This is a genomic window from Ancylobacter gelatini, assembly GCF_022601675.1.
GTDB lineage: Bacteria > Pseudomonadota > Alphaproteobacteria > Rhizobiales > Xanthobacteraceae > Ancylobacter > Ancylobacter gelatini.
Genome location: NZ_JAKVIL010000002.1, coordinates 82,222 through 97,687, shown reverse-complemented (window position 1 = coordinate 97,687; position 15,466 = coordinate 82,222). Strand labels below are relative to the sequence as shown.

At 67.1% G+C, this 15,466-nt stretch carries 15 protein-coding genes; 7 read left to right on the top strand and 8 right to left on the bottom strand.

All coding sequences use genetic code 11. The annotated features are described in order from the left end of the window. Positions 1 to 8 precede the first annotated feature (8 nt). On the top strand, positions 9 to 992 hold the full coding sequence (locus tag MKI84_RS03665; protein WP_241616615.1) for a zinc-dependent alcohol dehydrogenase family protein: 984 nt from the start codon (positions 9 to 11) through the stop codon (positions 990 to 992). A gap of 84 nt (positions 993 to 1,076) precedes the next feature. Here the strand turns inward: MKI84_RS03665 and MKI84_RS03660 are convergent, their stop codons facing one another. Then, positions 1,077 to 1,562, bottom strand: a complete 486-nt coding sequence (locus MKI84_RS03660; RefSeq protein ID WP_245404629.1) for a BA14K family protein — start codon at positions 1,560 to 1,562, stop codon at positions 1,077 to 1,079. Between the two features lie 194 nt (positions 1,563 to 1,756). Between MKI84_RS03660 and modA the strand changes: the two genes are divergently transcribed. The 3 genes from modA to modC all read left to right on the top strand — a co-directional run bounded on the left by modA (position 1,757) and on the right by modC (position 4,483). Further along, a complete protein-coding gene (gene modA / locus MKI84_RS03655; RefSeq protein ID WP_425353799.1) occupies positions 1,757 to 2,527 on the top strand; it encodes a molybdate ABC transporter substrate-binding protein in 771 nt (256 codons plus the stop codon). Positions 2,528 to 2,613: 86 nt separating this feature from the next. Continuing rightward, complete coding sequence (gene modB / locus MKI84_RS03650) at positions 2,614 to 3,318, top strand: molybdate ABC transporter permease subunit (RefSeq protein ID WP_241617526.1); 705 nt, start codon at positions 2,614 to 2,616, stop codon at positions 3,316 to 3,318. 10 nt (positions 3,319 to 3,328) lie between these two features. Beyond that, complete coding sequence (modC, locus tag MKI84_RS03645) at positions 3,329 to 4,483, top strand: molybdenum ABC transporter ATP-binding protein (RefSeq protein ID WP_241616613.1); 1,155 nt, start codon at positions 3,329 to 3,331, stop codon at positions 4,481 to 4,483. Here modC and MKI84_RS03640 read toward each other — a convergent pair. The 7 genes from MKI84_RS03640 to xylF all read right to left on the bottom strand — a co-directional run bounded on the left by MKI84_RS03640 (position 4,416) and on the right by xylF (position 10,916). Then, positions 4,416 to 4,838: a winged helix-turn-helix domain-containing protein gene (locus MKI84_RS03640; RefSeq protein WP_241616612.1), complete on the bottom strand. Its 423-nt coding sequence runs from the start codon at positions 4,836 to 4,838 to the stop codon at positions 4,416 to 4,418. The two genes, modC and MKI84_RS03640, sit on opposite strands and share 68 nt — an antisense overlap. 62 nt (positions 4,839 to 4,900) lie before the next feature. After that, positions 4,901 to 6,259, bottom strand: coding sequence for a PepSY-associated TM helix domain-containing protein (locus tag MKI84_RS03635; protein ID WP_241616611.1), 1,359 nt, complete (start codon positions 6,257 to 6,259; stop codon positions 4,901 to 4,903). A gap of 112 nt (positions 6,260 to 6,371) precedes the next feature. Next, on the bottom strand, positions 6,372 to 6,947 hold the full coding sequence (locus MKI84_RS03630) for a copper chaperone PCu(A)C (protein WP_241616610.1): 576 nt from the start codon (positions 6,945 to 6,947) through the stop codon (positions 6,372 to 6,374). 74 nt (positions 6,948 to 7,021) lie between these two features. Beyond that, the gene (locus MKI84_RS03625; protein ID WP_241616609.1) at positions 7,022 to 7,372 is read right to left on the bottom strand and encodes a hypothetical protein; all 351 of its coding nucleotides are present in this window, start codon (positions 7,370 to 7,372) and stop codon (positions 7,022 to 7,024) included. Between the two features lie 215 nt (positions 7,373 to 7,587). Continuing rightward, positions 7,588 to 8,370, bottom strand: coding sequence for an ATP-binding cassette domain-containing protein (locus tag MKI84_RS03620; RefSeq protein WP_241616608.1), 783 nt, complete (start codon positions 8,368 to 8,370; stop codon positions 7,588 to 7,590). Positions 8,371 to 8,384: 14 nt separating this feature from the next. Further along, a complete protein-coding gene (locus MKI84_RS03615) occupies positions 8,385 to 9,710 on the bottom strand; it encodes a sugar ABC transporter permease (protein ID WP_241616607.1) in 1,326 nt (441 codons plus the stop codon). A gap of 177 nt (positions 9,711 to 9,887) precedes the next feature. Continuing rightward, on the bottom strand, positions 9,888 to 10,916 hold the full coding sequence (gene xylF, locus MKI84_RS03610) for a D-xylose ABC transporter substrate-binding protein (protein ID WP_241617524.1): 1,029 nt from the start codon (positions 10,914 to 10,916) through the stop codon (positions 9,888 to 9,890). A 294-nt stretch (positions 10,917 to 11,210) separates the two neighbouring features. On the opposite strand from xylF, the gene MKI84_RS03605 reads away from it, so the two are divergent. Genes MKI84_RS03605 through xylA form a run of 3 tightly spaced genes read left to right on the top strand, consistent with a single transcriptional unit; the run spans position 11,211 to position 15,075 of the window. Then, complete coding sequence (locus tag MKI84_RS03605; RefSeq protein WP_241616606.1) at positions 11,211 to 12,248, top strand: LacI family DNA-binding transcriptional regulator; 1,038 nt, start codon at positions 11,211 to 11,213, stop codon at positions 12,246 to 12,248. A gap of 35 nt (positions 12,249 to 12,283) precedes the next feature. Then, positions 12,284 to 13,741 carry a xylulokinase gene (xylB, locus tag MKI84_RS03600; protein WP_241616605.1) on the top strand — a complete coding sequence of 486 codons (1,458 nt, stop codon included), beginning with the start codon at positions 12,284 to 12,286 and terminating at the stop codon, positions 13,739 to 13,741. Further along, positions 13,738 to 15,075, top strand: coding sequence for a xylose isomerase (xylA, locus tag MKI84_RS03595; RefSeq protein ID WP_241616604.1), 1,338 nt, complete (start codon positions 13,738 to 13,740; stop codon positions 15,073 to 15,075). Before xylB ends, xylA begins: the two co-directional genes overlap by 4 nt. The last annotated feature ends 391 nt before the right edge of the window (positions 15,076 to 15,466 follow it).

Here is a 15,466-nt window from a genome sequence, read left to right as displayed (position 1 = left end):
GAGCGCCCATGCACGCCATGGTCCTGAATGCCCTTGGAGAGGATCTGGTCTGGACCGAGCTTCCCGACCGCAGGCCGGGCCCCGGCGAAATCGGCCTGAAGGTCACGGCCTGCGGCGTGTGCCGAACCGATCTGCATGTCATCGACGGCGAACTTGCGCAGCCGCGCGTGCCAATCATACCCGGACACGAGATTGTGGGCCGCATCGACGCGATCGGATCCGGCGTTACCGGCCTTGTCCTGGGCCAGCGCGTAGGCGTGCCGTGGCTGGGCCACACCTGCGGCACCTGCCCCTATTGCCGCGACGCTCATGAGAACCTCTGCGACACCCCGGAATTCACCGGCTACACCCGCGACGGCGGTTACGCGACGGCGGTGATCGCCGATGCCCGGTTCGCCTTCCCGCTTGGCGAGACGGGAGAGGATGTCGCGCTCGCACCCCTGCTCTGCGCCGGGCTGATCGGCTGGCGCTCGCTGGTGATGGCGGGCAAAGCGCGCCGGCTCGGGCTCTACGGTTTCGGCGCAGCGGCCCATATCATCGCGCAGGTGGCGCACTGGCAGGGGCGCGCGGTGTTCGCCTTCACCCAGAAGGGCGACACTGCAAGCCAGGATTTTGCCCGCAAGATGGGCGCGGTCTGGGCCGGCGGCTCGGACGAGGCCCCGCCCGAGCCGCTCGACGCGGCCATCCTGTTCGCCCCGGTCGGGGCGCTGGTGCCGGCGGCGCTGAGGGCGGTGCGCAAGGGTGGGCGCGTGGTATGTGCCGGCATCCATATGAGCGACATTCCGAGCTTTCCTTACGCGCTGCTCTGGGAAGAACGGCAGGTGCTCTCGGTCGCCAATCTTACACGGCAGGACGGCATCGATTTTCTCGACCTCGCCCCGCGCATCGGCATCGTGACCCGGACCACGACCTATCCCTTGCAACAGGCCAATCGGGCGCTGGACGACCTGCGGCACGGGCGTTTCGACGGCGCGGCGGTGCTGGTTCCGTAGCGCCAAACGCAAAATGCCGCCCCGGCGGTGAGGCCGGAGCGGCATTCGTTACGTCAGGCGTCGCGCATCAGATGCAGGTCAGGCTCAGTAAGGCGAGACGCACTGCTGGCGCGGGCCGTTATAGGGCTGGAAGGTGTTGTCGGAGACCCGGTAGGAGCGGTACTGGCTCTGGCACCAGCGCACATGTGCGTTACCGGGACTGACATAGGTCGGGCCGGGCTGGGCCGCGATGGCACCGCCAATCAGGGCGCCGGTGGCGAACGCGGCGGCCGGGAACCACCAGCCATTATACTGGCGATAGCCGGGCCGGTAGTAATTATAGCCGCGATGCCCATTGTAATAGTGGCGGCCGCCACGGTTGTAATAGGCCGGGCCGGGCCCCCGGTAGCCGGGACGACCATAGCCGGGGCCACCGGGGCGCGGGCCGTGATAGCCTCCATGTCGCACAGCTTCAACATTAGAGGCCGGCGCCGCAAGTTGACTCGGCACGAATGGCGCCGCAATCGCCGGTACTGCGGCCGATGTGAAAGCCGTTGCGACGGCGAGAGCGACAATGGTGATCTTTTTCATCCTGAGTCTCCTCTGGATCTACAAGCGATACACTCAGGTTAAGTTCCGCGAAATGAACGCGCGCTGAATGAATGCTCGTTCATCCATGATCACTCATGCGTGTAAAAACCCGCGGCTTCACAGGCCACTGGCACTGTCGCTCCTATCATGTATATGAAGGAATATATGATGCTGGGAGCGCCGCCATGTCCTTGATGTCCAGATCCTTCCGCGTCGCCGCCATTGCGATGGTCGCGACCCTGCTGACTCACGCGCCTGCCGGGGCGCAGGACCGGATCACCGTTTTTGCCGCCGCCAGCCTGACCAACGCATTTCAGGATATCGGCAAGCTCTACAAGGCGCAGACCGGCAAGGACGTTGCCTTCTCCTTCGCCGCCTCTTCGGCGCTGGCCAAGCAGCTGGAGGCCGGCGCTCCGGCCGCGATCTTCGCCTCGGCCGACAACAAGTGGATGGATTATGCGGAGGGCAAGGACCTCACCCTGAAGGCCACGCGCGTCACCCCGATCGGCAATTCGCTGGTGCTGATCATGCCGGCGGACAAGGCGAGAGACGTGACCATCGACAAGTCCTTCGACTGGCTCGCCTTCCTCGGTGCCGACGGCAGGCTGGCCACGGGCCTGACCGACAGCGTGCCGGCCGGCATCTATGCCAAGACCGCGCTGACCAGCCTCGGCCAGTGGGACAAGGTGAGGGAGCGCATCGTCGGCGCCGAGAGCGTGCGCGCCGCGCTGGCGCTGGTGGAGCGCGGCGAGGCCGCAGCGGGCATCGTCTATTCGACCGACGCCGCCATCGCCAGGAATGTGAAGGTCGTCGCCACCTTCCCGGCGGACAGCCACCCGCCGGTGGAATATCCGTTCGAGATCGTGAAGGGCCAGGACAACGCCGACACCCGCGCCTTCTTCGATTTCCTCATCGGCCCCGATGCCAGCAAGGTGTACGCCCAGTATGGCTTCGTGGTGAAGTGATCGCCGCCTGACGATGCACGCCGCCCGGCCGGAGCCCACAGCCGGGCGGCGCCGTCTTCCCTCTGCACTCTGAAGGATCGACCGCCCTGTTCAGCTCCGACTATTGGCTCACCCCCGAAGAGTGGACGGCGGTCCATCTCAGCCTGAAGGTCGCGTTCTGGGCGACGTTCTGGAGCCTGCCGGTCGCCATCGGCGCAGCGTGGCTGCTGGCACGTACGCGCTTCCCCGGCCGGGGGCTGTTCGACGGCCTCCTCTACCTGCCGCTCGTGCTGCCCAAGGTGGTGGTCGGCTATCTGCTGCTGCTGACGCTCGGCGCGCGCGGCTCTATCGGCCAGTATCTCGACGCGTGGTTCGGCATCAAGCTGATCTTCACCACCGCCGGCGCCACGGTTGCCGCCGCCGTGGTCAGCTTCCCCTTGACGGTAAACGCCATCCGCCTGTCGCTTGAAGCGGTCGACCAAGGGTTGGAAACCGCCGCGCGCACGCTCGGCGCCAGCCGGCTCGATGTGTTCCTCTCCATCACCCTGCCCCTGATGCTACCCGGCATTCTCTCCGGCGCGCTGATGGCGATCGCCTCGGCGCTCGGCGAGTTCGGCGCCACAATCACCTTTGTCTCCAATGTCGAGGGCCAGACCCGCACCATCCCGCTCGCCATCTACAGCGCCACCCACATGCCGGACGGGGACGCGATGGCCGCCCGCCTCGTGGTGGTTTCCGTGGTGCTGGCGCTGGCCTCGCTGCTGCTGGCGAGCCTGGTCGACCGGCGTATCCGCGCCATGATGGGCCGGTGAGGACGGCGCCATGATCGAGATCGACATCGCGCTCACCCGCCCGGACGGCTTTTCGCTGCAGGCGAATTTCGTGGCGCCGGACGCCGGCGTCACCGCGCTGTTCGGCCGTTCGGGCGCTGGCAAGACCACGATCATCCAGGCGGTCGCCGGGGTGGTGCGGCCCGATCGCGGCCGCATCATCGTCGATGGCGAGACCTATTTCGACGCCGCGCGCGGCATCGACCTGAAGATCGAGGAACGCCGGGTGGGCTATGTGTTCCAGGACGCGCGCCTGTTCCCGCACATGTCGGTGGAGCGCAATCTGCGCTATGGCGAGAGCCGCAGCCGCGCGCCCGAGAAACGTATCGGCTTCGCATCGGTGGTGGATCTGCTCGGCATTTCGCATTTGCTGGCCCGGCGCCCGCACACCCTCTCCGGCGGCGAAAGACAGCGCGTGGCGATCGGCCGGGCGCTGCTGTCCCAGCCTCGCCTGCTGCTGATGGACGAACCGCTGGCGGCGCTGGACGAAGCGCGCAAGCAGGAAATCCTGCCCTATCTCGAACGCCTGCGCGACGAGATGGCCCTGCCCATCTTCTATGTAAGCCATTCGGTGGACGAGGTATTGCGGCTTTCCGACATTGTGGTCGCCCTGCGCGATGGCCGGCAGGTGGCGTATGGCTCGGTGACGGAGGTGATGGCGCGGCCGGAAGTACTGCCGATCATCGGCCGGTTCGACGCGGGCAGTCTGCTCGACTGCGTGGTCGAGCGCCATGACGAGGTGTATGCGCTGTCCACCATCGCCTTTGCCGGCGGGCACTTGCGGGTGCCGCGGGTCGACCTGGCTGTCGGCGCGCGGCTGCGGGCACGGGTGCGATCCCGCGACGTTGCGCTGGCGCTGGCCCGGCCGGATGACACCTCGGTCTCCAATCTACTGCCGGCGACCATCACCGATGTGCGGTTGCAGGAAGGTCCCTATGCCGAAATCGCGCTCGATCTCGGCGGCAGCGCGCTGTCGGCGATGATCACGCGCGAGAGCGTGGAACGGCTCGGCCTTGCCCACGGCATGACGGTCTGGGCGATGATCAAGGGCGTGGCGGTGGACAGCCGGAGCCCGGATTTCAGCGCGGCTCGCAAGCCTTCACCGCAGCTGGCTCCGCTCCCCGGTCCGGAGAAAGCTTTGCCCTGAGCTCCGCCACCGCCCCCGCAGCGGCCTGCGCGCTGGCGGCCTCGATCTCGCGATAGAGCGTGATCAGCCTTTCCCCGAATTCCGTGAGGTCGGTGCCATGGCCGCGCCGGCCGGGATAGGTTTGCACCACCCGCTCGGTGAAGGCGTGGTCGAGTTCGTCCACCAGCAGCCAGGCCCGGCGATAGCTCATGCCCATGCGCCGGGCCGCCGAGAGAATGGATCGCTCGGCGCGGATGGTCTCCAGAAGCTCGATCATCCCCGGGCCGATATGGCGCCCGTCGCCGAAATATACACGGATGAAAAGCCCGTCACGGTGCCGGTTGCCCTCGGCATCCGGTTCGATCGGTTCGGTCATGGCGCCTCTTCCCTCGTCGCCAAGGTTAGGGGAAGAGGCGCCCTGCCGAAAGCCCGGCCGCCTCAGGCCGGCCGCGAGACCGGTGCGCGCCGGCGTGCGAACAGGAAGTCGAGCGCCAGCATCACCAGAAGCGAGGCGCCGACCAGCGGGAAGATGAGCCCGACCACCGCCATCATCGCTACCAGCCCGCGCATCACCGACCGATCCTGCGGCGCCGGGGGGATGCCGAGCGAACCGGCCGGGCGGCGCTTCCACCACATCACGCCGGCAGAGACCGACATCAGGATGGTGGCAAGGCAGAGGGCCAGCATGAAGAGCTGGTTCGCCAACCCGAACTCCTGCCCCATATGCACGTTGATGCCCCATTCCATCGCCTTGGCGGCCGGCCCGTAATCGGCATAGCTCATATCGATCAGCGCATTGCCGCTGTACTGGTCGAGATGGATCACGCGCTGCAGCGACAGATCGTCGGGGTAGACGCTCGCCGAATAGACGCCGGTCGGGCCGGAGGGCAGGCTCAGCGTGTAGCCGGGCGAGATGCCCAGCCCATCGACGATTGCCGCCGCGCGGTCGATGCCGATGGGTTGCGCCGAGGCGGGGGTCGATTCCGGCAGTTTCGCCTGTTCCAGCGACCAGGCCGTCGGGCCGTTGGCATGGGCGAGGTGCTCGTCCGACATCGGCACGGCGGTATAGACCCCGGCCGGGTAGCCGTAATTGCCGCTATTGGCCAGTTCGTTGACCTTATCGCCCCAGACCAGCGACCACGGCATGCCCGACAGTGACATGAAGCCGATGGCGAGCCCGGCGAACGCGCCGGTCACGGCGTGCATGTCGCGCCAGAACACCCGCTTTGCCGGCGTGCCGCGCACGGTGACCACGCCCCCGGACTGTCGGCGCGGCCACCACAGATAGAAGCCGGTACCGACCAGCAGGATCGACCAGCCGCCGACTATCTCGATGATGCCGTTGGTGATCGTGCCAAATTCGGCAAGGCTGTGCAGCCGGCGCACCAGCCACATCACCGTGCCGCGATCGGCGAGTTCGCCGAGCACGCGCCCGTCATAGGGGTCGACATAGACCGAGCGGCGCGCACCGTCGCTGGTCTTGACCACCACCTCGGCAGACGCATTCGGCGTCGCGGGGGAGATGAGTTTAAGCGCGGTGCCGGGCCGGGCAATGAGCGTGGCGTCGATCCACTCGCTGGGGGCCTGCCGCGGCGCGTCACGCACCACGACCTGTTTGAGGTCGCGATGCCACAGCCCGTCCAGTTCGTCGCGGAACAGGTAGAGCCCGCCGGTCACCGCCAGCAGGATCATGAAGGGCAGCACCAGCAGCCCGGCATAAAAGTGCCAGCGCCACACGGCACGGTAGAGACTGGCCGAGCGCGTGGCGTCATCGGCAGGCAAGGAGGTAGCGTTCATCGGACGACATCCGGAAAAAGAGGGGTTCTGGAGGCATGCGCGCCCCTCGCCCGGCACGCAGCCGGGCGGCGCTCATGCGCGAGGCATCTACATGCGTGGGACGTGAGCGGCGCTAGTTCGTCGACGCGCCGTGCCCGCTATGGGCGTCGTGGCCGCCTTCCGGCATCTCCATGCCCTTCATCTCCGCGCCCTTCGGCCCGGCCATGCCCTCGACCTTGAACACGACATCGACGGTGCCGGCCTTGGCGAAGGTGAGCGTGCCCTTGAAGCTCTCGCCTTCCTTCAGCGGCTGCTTCAGGCCCATCAGCATCAGATGGTAGCCACCGGGGGCCAGCTTCACCTCGCCGCCGGCGGGGATCGGCAGCCCCTCGGACAGCATGCGCATCTTCATCACGCCGTCGGTCACGGCCATCTCGTGGATCTCGACGTGATCGGCAACCTCGGCGGAGGCGGAGACCAGCGTGTCGGGCTCCTTGCCCTCGTTATGGATGCCGACATAGCCGCCGCCGACCTTGGCGCCGGCAGGCGTCATCCGCGCCCAGGGATGGCCGATCTCGATCTCGCCGACCTTGAAGCCGTGGGCGAGCACCGGCTGGGCGGCGAACAGGATGAGGGCGGCGGCGAGGATGGCGGCGCCGAAGCGTTCCTCGCCGTGGCGCAGCACGCGCGTAAGGGTATAGCGGATCATCGAAGGCACTCCCGTTTGCCGGCGGGGCAAAGCCCTCACGCCGGCGGATATCGACTGACGGTGACAGATCGGCGTCAGTCGGCGGGAGGCGCGCGCGGAGGATGGGAGAGTCGCTCAATGCCCGGCAGCGACCCAGCGGTCGGCGGCACGAGCGTCGCCATGTCGGTAAAGGCGACGGGCGCGAGCGGGGTGGTCGCAGCCGGAGGCGGCAGCGCGGTGAGACCCGCATTCTGGCAGCCAATGGTGCAGCAATCGGGTGTATGATGCGCCGGATCGGCGGGACCGGACGGCGTGTCGCCGCGATCCATGCCGAGACAGATTGTCGGCCCGGCGCCGGGCGACAGACCGGCCGCCGCATGGGCACCGGTGGCGACACCGCCCAGCAGCGCCTGCAGCACGAGCAGATAGGCGACGGCAAGAGCCATCGTCATTCTGCGCAAGCTGGCGTGGGCGGCTGTCATTTCGTGCGGTGTCCCCTCACGATGTATCTAGCACGGGCTCGGCAGACGAAAAAAGAGCGGCATGCCGCCGCTACTCGCCGTCGATACATCATGGGCGATCGCAGAACGATGAGGGGGAACGCCGTGCGGGGCGCTCCCCCTTCACCCCGGCCCTCTCCCAAAGGGAAAGGCCGGAAAACTCAATGCGCGGCGCCGGGACCGGGGATCGCGCCGGGCGGGCTTTTGCCCATGATGATCATGCCGAGAACCTCGTCCTTGGTGACGTCCGAGGTCTTGGCGGTGCCCACCAGCTTGCCGTTCTTCATCACGCTCACCCGGTCCGCGAGGTCGAAGACGTCGTGGATGTCGTGGCTGATGAGGAAGATACCGATGCCTTCGGCCTTGAGCTGCTTGATCAACTCGGCGACCTGCGCCGTCTCCTGCGGACCCAGCGCGGCGGTCGGCTCGTCCATGATCAGGATCTTGGCGTTGAAGTGGATGGCGCGGGCGATGGCGACCGACTGGCGCTGGCCACCGGAGAGGCCGCGCACCGGCTCCTTGAACTTGCGGAAATTCGGGTTCAGCCGGCCCATCACCTCGCGAGTCGCCGCCTCCATCGCCACGTCGTCGAGCGTGCCCCAGGGCGTGCGCAACTCGCGGCCGAGGAACAGGTTGGCGGCGGCGTCGACATTATCGGCGAGGGCGAGCGTCTGATAGATCGTCTCGATGCCGTAGCGCTTGGCGTCGCGGGGGTTGGCGATGTCGGCCTTCTCGCCGGCAATGCGGATTTCGCCGGTATCGGGGCGATAGGCGCCGGAGAGGATCTTGATCAGCGTCGACTTGCCGGCGCCGTTGTGGCCGAGCAGGCCGACCACTTCGCCGGGGTACAGATCGACATTCACGCCGTCGACGGCACGGATGCCGCCGAAGGAGATGGAAATGTCGCGCATGTCGACAAGCGGGGTCGCAGCAGAATTGGCCATGTCCCGGTCTCCCCTCACTTGAACCGCTTGCGGTACATGGTGTCGATCCACACCGCGAACACCAGCACGACGCCGACCACGATGTTCTGGTAGGGCGTATCGACCCGCATCAGCACCATGCCGGATTGCAGGCTCTGCATCACCACGGCGCCGAGCATGGCGCCCGCCACCGTACCGGCACCACCGGCGAGCGAGGTGCCACCAATCACCGCCGCGGCGATGACGTAGAGTTCGTCGAGCGTGCCCTGCGCATTGGTCGCGGAGTTGAGGCGCGCGGTGGAGATCGCGGCGCCGATGGCGGCGAGAGCGCCCATCAGCGCGAACACCATCAGCGTCACGCGCTTGGTGTTGATGCCCGCGAGTTCGGCGGCTTCCGGATTGCCGCCAATGGCGAACACATAGCGGCCGAAGCGGGTGCGGGTGGTCAGGAAGGTCATGGCGATGCCGACCGCCAGAGCCACGAGGACCGGCACCGCGAAGCCGAAGCTGATCGCGAGGCCCTCGGGCGGCACCTCGATCCCGGCCGCCTCGGCATAGCGCCGGGCGAGCGCTGCGGGCAGCGTGTAGGCATTGACCACAAGCGTCGCGCACACCACCGCGAGGCAGCCCGCGACGATGGTGAACGCCTCGGCCCAGAGCGGCTTGAGCGGGAAGTGGAAGCGCTGGCGCTGCCGCCGCGCCTGGACGGTGGCCGCGAGAATGGCGAGGCAGGCCACCACGCACACCACCCAGCTCCATGTCGCTCCGATCGAGCCATTGGCACCGCCGCCGAGCAGCTTGAAATTGTCGTCGACTAACGGGATGGTCTTGCCCTCGGCGATCGCCCAGGCCGCGCCGCGCCACACCAGCAGGCCGCCGAGCGTGACGATGAAGGCCGGAACGCCGAGATAGGCGATGACGAAGCCGTGCAGGGCGCCGATCAATGCGCCGGCAAGGATGCCGGCCGCCAGCGTGAGCACGATCACCGCCGGATGGTTGAAACCGAAAGCCGGCAGCAGGTGGTTCACCTGGAACACCGCCATGATCATGCCGGTGACACCCAGGATGGAGCCGACCGACAGATCGATGTGACGCATCACGATGACCAGCACCATGCCGGTGGACATTACCGCGATGGAGGAGGTCTGGACCGAGAGGTTCCAGAGATTTCGCGGGGTCAGGAACGTGCCGTCCGCCAGAAAGTCGAACACGACCCAGATGACCGCGAGCGCGCCGACCATGCCGAGAAAGCGGACATCGATCTCCAGCGCGCCGAGAAAGGAGCTTGAAGCCGACGGAGGCACCGATGCAGGCCGGGCCGGGGGCACAGCAGGCGCCGCCGTGGTGGTGGTGTCGCTCATGAGCGTTCTCCTGATGCCCGTCATGAGCCAAATCCAGCCGGAACCGGGTGCTCCGCCGACGCGACTAGCTCAAGCTGTTGGTTCGAGGACCTGTCCCGATCGATCCGGCGCGCCGCCCGACCGGAAGGCCCGTACGCGGCGGCAGGAAGATTCCCGCCGCCGCATGGCGTGAAATGCTCAGTCGCAGGCCTTCACCGTGCCGGGCTTGACGCCCTGACAGACGGTGGCCTTCGGCACCCAGCCGGCCTCGATGATCACGTCGAGATTGTCCTTGGTGATCGGCAGCGGCTTGAGGAAGGTGGAGTTCATCGCCTGGCCCTTGGGGCCGCCCGTGAAGGTGGTGGTGCCAGCAACGGCCTTGGGATCGGTGCCCTTGGAGAGCTCCAGCGCGATTTCCGCCGCCTTGGCGCCGAGTTCGCGGGAATCCTTCCACACCGAAACGGTCTGGGTGCCAAGCGCGATGCGGTTCAGCGCGGCGAAATCGGCATCCTGGCCGGAGACCGGCACCGAACCGGCAAGGCCCTGCGCGGCCAGCGCGGCGATGGCGCCGCCGGCGGTGCCGTCATTGGAGGCCACGACCGCATCGACCTTGTTGTTCGCGGCGGTCAGGAACTGCTCCATGTTCCGCTGGGCGTTGGCCGGCAGCCACGAGTCGGTATAGGCCTCGCCGACATTCTTGATGTCGCCCTTGTCCATGGCGGGCTTCAGAACTTCCATCTGGCCCGAGAACAGGAAGTCGGCATTGGGATCCGACGCCGAACCCTTGATGAAGACGTAGTTGCCCTTAGGCTTCAGCTTCAGAACCTCGGCGGCCTGCAGGCGGCCGACTTCCTTATTGTCGAACGTCACGTAATACGCATAGGGATTCTCGATCAGGCGGTCATAGCCGACCACCGGAATGCCCTCGTTCTGCGCCTTGGCGATGGCGGGCGCGATCGCATCCGAATCCTGCGCGAGGATGATGAGGGCGGTCGCGCCCTGCGCGATCAGCGCCTCCACATCGGAAAGCTGCTTGGCGGCGGAGGACTGCGCATCCGCGGAGATGTACTTGGCGCCGGCGGCCGCGAGAGCCTTCTTGATCGCCGCTTCGTCGGTCTTCCAGCGCTCTTCCTGGAAATTCGACCAGCTCACGCCGACCACCGGCTCGGCGGCCCGCGCCAGCCCTACCGTCGCCACCGTGGCGAGCGCAGCAAGGGCCACTGTCATCTTGAACGTCATGGTCTTCCTCCCAAAGGGTGCCGATATCGAGGGCGACGCAGGCTTCGATGCACAGAGCGCAGCGCACCCGGACGTTATTTTTGACGTTCGAACCTCAAATATGCCCGAACGCGTCATGCGCGTTTTGCAACGCTTGATCACACAAACCGCTAATCTTACCGCTTGCTGAACACTGGCGGCACCCTAGCAAAGTGTTTGAAGCATGGCTCCTACCAATTTGTCTAGGTGTACCCTCAGCACAATGAGTTGCGTACCTCAAAGATTGAAGGCATCCTGCCCCGCATGTCCAGACCGCTTTCACGCATCACGCTCCAGGATGTCGCCCGCGAGGCCGGCGTGTCGCTCGCCACCGCCGACCGCGTGCTCAATGGTCGTGCGGGAGTGCGCGGCCCGACCATTGAGCGGGTGCGCGATGCGGTGGCGCGACTTGGCTACCGGCCGAACGCGGCGGCGGCGCGTTTGGCGCGCGGCGCGCATTATCGCTTTTGCTTCGTGCTGCCGGCCGGCCCCAACGTGTTCATGCGCATGCTCGCCGAGCAGGTGGCGAACACCGCGAATTGGCTCGCCGTCAACAACGCCTATATCGACACGCTCCATGTCGACGTGTTCGCCCCCGAAACGCTGGCGAGCGCGCTGGAGGGGCTGATTGGCCATTATGATGGCGTTGCCGTGGTGGCGCTGGACCATCCGCGCGTGCGTGCCGCCATCGACGACCTCACCGCCTCGGGAATTGCCGTCGTTACGCTGGTCTCCGACGTGCCGTCCTCGCACCGTCTGCATTATGTCGGCATCGACAATATCGCCGCAGGCCGTACGGCCGCCACGCTGCTGGGCCGATTCGCCGGCGGCCGGCGCGGCACGATCGGACTCATCGTCGGCACGCCGGCGCTGCGCGATCATGCCGAGCGCCAGTTCGGCTTCACCCAGGTGCTCGCCGGGGAGTATCCCGCGCTCAAGGTGCTCCCGGTTCAGGAAAGCCTGGACGAGGACGAGCGCACCGAAACCATCACCCGCACCATGCTGCGCGAGGCGCCCGATCTCGTGGGGCTCTACAATGTCGGCGCCGGCAATCGCGGAATTGCGGCGGCGCTCTCCTCGGCAAACCGCGCCAGCGAGACGCTGTTCGTCGGCCACGACCTCACCGAGGACACCCGCCGCTTCCTGCTGCGCGGGGTGATGGACGCGGTGATCAATCAGGACGCCGGGCACCAGTCGCGCTCGGCCGCCCGCGTGCTGCTGGCCCATTGCGCCGGCGAGCCGCTGTTCAGCGAGCAGGAGCGCATCCGCATCGACATTTTCGTGCGGGACAACCTGCCGTGACCTTCCATTTCCGATCGCTTCAAAGGATGTGAGGCATGTATCTCGGCCTCGATATGGGGACCTCCGCCGTCAAGGCGGTGCTGGTCGACGACGCGCAGAACGTACTGGCGAGCGCCGAGACGCCACTCGGCATTTCGCGCCCGGCTCCCGGCTTTTCCGAACAGGATCCGGAGGAGTGGTGGCAGGCGACGCTGGCCAGCATCGACGCGCTCAAGGCCGAGCAGCCCACCGCGCTTGAAGCCGTGCGCGGCATCGCGCTGTCCGGCCAGATGCACGGCGCGGTGCTGCTGGACGCAAGCGATGCCGTGCTCCGCCCCGCCATCCTGTGGAATGACGGGCGCGCCGCCGCCGAGTGCCTGGAACTGGAGCAGCGCTTTCCCGCGCTGCATGCCATCGCCGGCAATCTCGCCTTCCCCGGCTTCACCGCACCCAAGCTCTTGTGGGTGCGCCGCCACGAGCCGGACGTCTTCGCCGCCACCCGGACCGTGCTGCTGCCCAAGGCTTATGTCGGCTTCCGCCTTACCGGCGAGAAGGTCGAGGAAATGTCGGACGCCTCCGGCACCCTCTGGCTCGATGTCGGACGGCGTGACTGGTCGGATGACGCGCTTGAGGCGACCTATATGACCCGGGCGAACATGCCCCGTCTCGTCGAGGGCAATGCGGTCGCCGGGCGGCTCCGGCCGGAACTTGCCGCGCGCTGGGGCATGGCGACGCCGCCGGTGGTCGCGGGCGGGGCGGGCGACAACGCCGCCGGTGCCGTCGGCCTCGGCGCTATCCATCCCGGCGACGCCTTCGTCTCGCTCGGCACGTCGGGCGTGCTATGGGCGACCACCGACCGCTTCGCGCCGAACCCGCAATCTAGCGTCCACGCCTTCTGCCACGCCGTGCCAGCGACCTGGCACCAGATGGGCGTCATCCTCTCCGCCGCATCGGCGCTCGGCTGGTGGGCGACGGCCAGCAAGTCCACGCCGGCAGAGCTTCTTGCCCCCCTCGGCGCGCGGCCCCAGAGCCCCTCGCCTGTCACCTTCCTGCCGTACCTGTCCGGCGAGCGCACCCCGCACAACGACACCGCGATTCGTGGCGCCTTCGTCGGACTCGACCACGACACCTCGCGCGAAACGCTGACGCAGGCCGTGCTGGAGGGCGTCGCCTTCGCCTTCCGCGACTGTCTGGAAGCGCTCGGGCAGGCCGGCACGCAGCTGACCAGCGCCGACGTGATCGGCGGCGGCTCGCGTTCCGGCTACTGGATCAGCGTGCTCGCCAATGTGCTCGGCCTGCCGCTTCATCGCGTCGATGAAGGCGAGCGCGGGGGAGCCTTCGGCGCCGCCCGCCTCGCCCGCATGGCGGCGACCGGCGAGGCCCCCGCCGAGATCTGTCTGCCGCCCCGGCGCATCGAGACCATCGAGCCGATCCCGGCTCTCCAACAAGCCTATGCGGAACGTTACGCGCGCTACCGTGCGCTGTATCCCGCTCTCAAGGGAGTGACCCCATGAATGCCCCGATCAACGCCCCCGCACACTTCTTCGCTAATAGCGAGCCGCTGAAATATGCCGGCCGCGACAGCCGCGATCCGCTGACCTTCCGCTGGTACGACAAGGACAAGGTCGTGCTCGGCAAGACCATGGAGGAGCATCTGCGCTTCGCCGTCGCCTATTGGCACAGCTTCACCTGGCCGGGCGGTGATCCGTTCGGCGGCGAGACCTTCCTGCGCCCGTGGATGCATGGCAGCGACGAGATGGCGCTGGCCAAGGCGAAGGCCGACGTCGCCTTCGAGCTGTTCCGCATTCTCGACGTGCCGTACTTCGCGTTCCATGACCGCGACATCGCCCCGGAAGGCAAGTCGCTGGCCGAGAGCAACGCCAATGTCCGCGCCATCGCCGACATCTTCGCGAAGAAGATGGAGACGTCCAAGGTCAAGCTGCTCTGGGGCACCGCGAACCTGTTCTCCAACCGCCGCTTCATGGCCGGCGCGGCCACCAACCCGGACCCGGACGTGTTCGCCTACTCCGCCGCGCAGGTGAAAAACGTGCTGGAGATCACCCATGAGCTCGGTGGCGAGAACTATGTGCTGTGGGGCGGCCGCGAGGGCTATGAGACCCTGCTCAACACCGACCTGAAGCGCGAGCTGGACCAGATGGGCCGCTTCCTCAACATGGTGGTCGAGCACAAGTACAAGATCGGCTTCAAGGGCACGATCCTGATCGAGCCCAAGCCGCAGGAGCCGACCAAGCACCAGTACGACTTCGACGTCGGAACCGTGTACGGCCTGCTGGCCCGCGCCGGGCTGGAGAAGGAAGTGAAGGTCAACATCGAGGCCAACCACGCCACGCTGGCCGGCCACTCCTTCGAGCACGAGATCGCCATGGCGGCGGCGCTCGGCATTTTCGGCTCCATCGACATGAACAAGGGCGACGCCCAGTCCGGCTGGGACACCGACCAGTTCCCGACCAATGTCGAGGACACCGCGCTCGCCATGTACGAAATCCTCAAGGCCGGCGGCTATACCACGGGCGGCACCAATTTCGACGCCAAGATCCGCCGCCAGTCGATCGAGCCGGAAGACCTCATCCTCGCCCATGCCAGCGCGATGGACGTGTGCGCCCGGGCGCTGCTGATCGCGGCCGACATGATCGAGGACGGCGCGCTCAAGAACGCGGTCGATGCGCGCTATGCCGGCTGGGACAAGCCGGAGAACAAGGCGATGCTGGAGCCCGGCGCCTCGCTGGAGAGCATTGCCGCGCGGGTGGAAGCCGAGAATCTCGACCCGCAGCCGCGCTCGGGCCGTCAGGAGCGTCTGGAAGCGCTCGCGGGCAGCTATCTGCGCTGAAAACGCCGAAGGGGCGCGATCCCGGTGGACCGCGCCCCTTCGCTCCGCCCCCCGGCGGGGCCGGTCAGCTGTTTTTCATTTTCTGTAGCGCCGGAGCGCAACCGACCGGCCGGGATTTGAAGCGTTTCATCAGCCTGCCGCCGCGGGCCGAATGCCTCTGCACAGCCGCTCGATGTCGGCTTTGCACGAGGTGACGAGGTTGTTCTCCCGGGCCATCGCCGGGACGGCGCCACGCAGCGAGGCAGCGACCGGCGGCGCCGGCGCATGAACACGCATCGCTTGTCTCTCCAGTCGCCGTGTTTCGGACGCAGTATGTGTTAACTGTCGCGGGCCCGGCAGCTAATGGCGATTTTTGGTTCGATCCGGGCGCGCCGGCATCCCGATGCCGGTG

Coding starts and splice junctions, on each gene's coding strand:
- MKI84_RS03620 (WP_241616608.1), bottom strand. CDS start 8,370: ATGGCCAATTCTGCTGCGACCCCGCTTGTCGACATGCGCGACATTTCC.
- MKI84_RS03665 (WP_241616615.1), top strand. CDS start 9: ATGCACGCCATGGTCCTGAATGCCCTTGGAGAGGATCTGGTCTGGACC.
- MKI84_RS03605 (WP_241616606.1), top strand. CDS start 11,211: ATGTCCAGACCGCTTTCACGCATCACGCTCCAGGATGTCGCCCGCGAG.
- MKI84_RS03615 (WP_241616607.1), bottom strand. CDS start 9,710: ATGAGCGACACCACCACCACGGCGGCGCCTGCTGTGCCCCCGGCCCGG.
- MKI84_RS03640 (WP_241616612.1), bottom strand. CDS start 4,838: ATGACCGAACCGATCGAACCGGATGCCGAGGGCAACCGGCACCGTGAC.
- xylF (WP_241617524.1), bottom strand. CDS start 10,916: ATGACAGTGGCCCTTGCTGCGCTCGCCACGGTGGCGACGGTAGGGCTG.
- modC (WP_241616613.1), top strand. CDS start 3,329: ATGATCGAGATCGACATCGCGCTCACCCGCCCGGACGGCTTTTCGCTG.
- MKI84_RS03630 (WP_241616610.1), bottom strand. CDS start 6,947: ATGATCCGCTATACCCTTACGCGCGTGCTGCGCCACGGCGAGGAACGC.
- modA (WP_425353799.1), top strand. CDS start 1,757: ATGTCCAGATCCTTCCGCGTCGCCGCCATTGCGATGGTCGCGACCCTG.
- MKI84_RS03625 (WP_241616609.1), bottom strand. CDS start 7,372: ATGGCTCTTGCCGTCGCCTATCTGCTCGTGCTGCAGGCGCTGCTGGGC.
- xylA (WP_241616604.1), top strand. CDS start 13,738: ATGAATGCCCCGATCAACGCCCCCGCACACTTCTTCGCTAATAGCGAG.
- MKI84_RS03635 (WP_241616611.1), bottom strand. CDS start 6,259: ATGAACGCTACCTCCTTGCCTGCCGATGACGCCACGCGCTCGGCCAGT.
- xylB (WP_241616605.1), top strand. CDS start 12,284: ATGTATCTCGGCCTCGATATGGGGACCTCCGCCGTCAAGGCGGTGCTG.
- MKI84_RS03660 (WP_245404629.1), bottom strand. CDS start 1,562: ATGAAAAAGATCACCATTGTCGCTCTCGCCGTCGCAACGGCTTTCACA.